The organism is Xanthomonas sp. CFBP 8152, assembly GCF_014199025.1.
GTDB lineage: Bacteria > Pseudomonadota > Gammaproteobacteria > Xanthomonadales > Xanthomonadaceae > Xanthomonas > Xanthomonas arboricola_B.
On sequence record NZ_JACHNO010000014.1, the window covers coordinates 1 to 2,577 of the forward strand.

Sequence of the window (2,577 nt, forward strand, 5' to 3'; positions counted from 1 at the left end):
CGTCCAGCGCTTGATCTCTTCTTCCATCACTTCGCTCATCGGTGTCTCCTTCGGGGAAAGTAACACCTGAGCAGGAATTCAGTGGGTCATTACATCCGCTCGCAAGATTACAGGATCACACCGCCCGCTCAGATCGGATGGGTGTTGGCATCTGTGTAGGAATTGTCTGATCTGCACGCATGCCAAGACACCAGCAAGGACCTTCTCACTATGCGCCAGAGGGATCGCTGCGCTGGGCTGAGCCGCAATTTTGCGACGTCCTTCGCTGCTCCCCGAGTGAGACCTTGTCCGTCGCCTAGGTTGTTCGGCCTACTCTTTTTCGGCTTTCGAAGGAGACGATGCGGCGAGTGCAGACAAGTGTTTCGCCAACTCTTCCTGCTGACCCTCGGGCAGCTGGCGCACCAGCTCGATGATCTGACCAAGTCGATCAGACTCGGCGACCAGGGAACTGAGGGACACACCAAGTGCATCGGCCAGATCCAAGGCAGTCTTGAGATCTGGGACATGCGTGCCCGTTTCGTAGCGGCTGATGCGAGCCTGAGCGATGCGACTCTCCAATCCAAGAGCGACACCCAAGTCCTGTTGCACAAGGCCAATTGCTAGGCGGCGCGCTTTAAGCCGCGCAGCGAACAACGACAGGATGTCAGGTTGGGGGATGCTCATCCCTACAAGGATGAACGTGAGTTACGCGCCTTGCAAAAATTCGTTGAACGAATCATTCGTTGAACGCATACTGACGTTGCCCCGGCACGCTGTCAACTGCAACGGGGCCGATGCCTGAGGCGGCCATGCCGGCCTTAAACGGCTATGCATCTGTGCCAATCCGTTTGCTCTCGCTTATCCAAGGATTCCTATGTCCAAAGCTCGCTTTGCCATCATCGGCACGTTGATCGTCTCTCTAGTGGCTTGCTCTGGCGGCGGCCCCGCTGAGACTGAGCGGGAGCACGCTTTTTTGCAGTTCGTCAAAGCGAACAGCAACGAAGAGGCGCGCATCGAAGACTTCGAGAGTAACCAGTGCACGAAGGCGGAAGGTGCGCCCAGCTACACCTGTGACGTAAGTGCCAAGGTTGAAGCCATGGAGCGGGACTTTGGTCATCAAATGGATGGCGTCTACACCTTCACCAAGGTGGGCGGCACTTGGAAGATCACCGGCCGCGTCCAATAGCCATCCGTCTGCAATCAACGATGGTCCCATTCTGTTCTCAGGAGTTCACATGACCGTTAGCACGTTTCTCATCTTGCTTGCCCTGGGCACAGCGGTGCTGGTCGCATTTGCCGTCAATCGGGCTGACCGATTGCGCAACCAGCGGGAGGTCTTTGGTCGGGAGTTTGATCGCTTCTATTTTGGACGACAAGGCGCTTTGGCGATCTCGATTGAGCGGTCGCGGTTGAAGATTCGTGTCGGCAGGACAGTGAAGATCTACCGTTGATGGATGTTCGCTCTTGGGAGAAGCACTGGCACAACTCAAGGCGGGAAGGAACGATCACGGTCAGCGTTCGAGATGTGGATCATCCAGTCTGGACGATCAAGTTCGGCAGCGAGCGCGAGATGAACCAGTGGTATGAGATCTTGAATCAGGCGATCAATGAGGGAGAGAAGCTCTGACCGCTCGTTTTGCGAGCGACCAGGGGTGGCTTGACGAAGATCCGCTTTATGATACGAATCAAGTGCATCAGCCACTTGGATTCTTCGCCATGCCTCCTTCCGTCAGTCAGCAAGCCTTACCTCTGGACCACCAAGAACATCAACTCCGCCAAGCCCATGTTGATGGCTGGATCGCCCAACAGCATGCGGCTGGCTTTGGCGTTGATCAGCACATGGCCGACGCCCTCAATGCGTATCTTGATGGCCGCTTCGATCTGCCTGGATTGCTGACAGAGCTTCGTCTTCCCTACTTGAACTGAGTCTGCCAACGGATGCCGGCATGATAGGCATCTTCGCCACCGAAGTCTCATCAGTAGAAGTGTCCATGCCTGGTCCTGGGCGCTCGCGCTGGGCCTGTTCCGCCGTGTGGCCATCCGGCACGCTCAACAGTCGCCCCTCTTGGCGGTAACGGGACAGAAGCTGCTCGAAGCTTGCTTGTCCTTGGACAAAGATCCCGCTGCCTCGCATCGCCTCTAAGCGTTCCGTCAAGGGCCGATGCTCAACCGCCTTACCGATGCCGGCCTGTTCAAGGTGTGCATTGATCCGATCAGCGATCATGGCGCGGATCCATTCGATTTCCTGCTTGCCATTGATGCGCCCATCGAGCACCCGTGTCTTCTGGGTCAAGCCAGAGGCTTGCATGCGCCTGGTTGTCGCGAGCAGATGGACGTAGAAGTAGCGAGGATCATCTTTGGTCGGGCGATGGTGACTCGCTTGCAGGGCAAAGCCATATCGCTCAATCAGGCGATGTGCGATATCCAGGGTCAGGTCCCAGCGCTTTGGGTCATCAAGCTCGTGCGGCAGCGCGATGGCGAAGTCTCGGCACACAGTGCTGTTGTGTAATGACCCACCGGTTTCCGCTCAGGTCATGCGGTTAATGTAGCGGTGTAGGCTGCGTCCGGGGTCATCATCTTCAGCGCTTGATGTGGGCG

General features: G+C 56.8%; 4 protein-coding genes and 1 pseudogene. 3 read left to right on the forward strand and 2 right to left on the reverse strand.

Going from position 1 to position 2,577, the window contains the following annotated elements; genetic code table 11:
* Window positions 1-309: 309 nt before the first annotated feature.
* Window positions 310-663: a helix-turn-helix transcriptional regulator gene (locus FHT09_RS20045; RefSeq protein ID WP_175422426.1), complete on the reverse strand. Its 354-nt coding sequence runs from the start codon at window positions 661-663 to the stop codon at window positions 310-312.
* Window positions 664-853: 190 nt separating this feature from the next.
* On the opposite strand from FHT09_RS20045, the gene FHT09_RS20050 reads away from it, so the two are divergent.
* The 3 genes and pseudogenes from FHT09_RS20050 (at window position 854) to FHT09_RS20060 (ending at window position 1,905) form a co-directional block, all read left to right on the forward strand.
* Window positions 854-1,165 (forward strand): hypothetical protein, encoded by a 312-nt coding sequence (locus FHT09_RS20050; protein WP_011269839.1) that lies wholly within the window; start codon window positions 854-856, stop codon window positions 1,163-1,165.
* Window positions 1,166-1,214: 49 nt separating this feature from the next.
* Window positions 1,215-1,606 (forward strand): annotated as a pseudogene (locus FHT09_RS20055) (hypothetical protein).
* Window positions 1,607-1,695: 89 nt separating this feature from the next.
* A complete protein-coding gene (locus FHT09_RS20060; protein WP_181141490.1) occupies window positions 1,696-1,905 on the forward strand; it encodes a hypothetical protein in 210 nt (69 codons plus the stop codon).
* On the opposite strand, the gene FHT09_RS20065 is transcribed toward FHT09_RS20060, so the two are convergent.
* Window positions 1,832-2,473 (reverse strand): MobA/MobL family protein, encoded by a 642-nt coding sequence (locus FHT09_RS20065; protein ID WP_104607600.1) that lies wholly within the window; start codon window positions 2,471-2,473, stop codon window positions 1,832-1,834. The two genes, FHT09_RS20060 and FHT09_RS20065, sit on opposite strands and share 74 nt — an antisense overlap.
* Between the last annotated feature and the right edge of the window lie 104 nt (window positions 2,474-2,577).

What these genes read in the sequence shown, in the direction of transcription:
- FHT09_RS20045 (WP_175422426.1), bottom strand. Translation starts at nt 663, where the DNA reads ATGAGCATCCCCCAACCTGACATCCTGTCGTTGTTCGCTGCGCGGCTT.
- FHT09_RS20060 (WP_181141490.1), top strand. Translation starts at nt 1,696, where the DNA reads ATGCCTCCTTCCGTCAGTCAGCAAGCCTTACCTCTGGACCACCAAGAA.
- FHT09_RS20050 (WP_011269839.1), top strand. Translation starts at nt 854, where the DNA reads ATGTCCAAAGCTCGCTTTGCCATCATCGGCACGTTGATCGTCTCTCTA.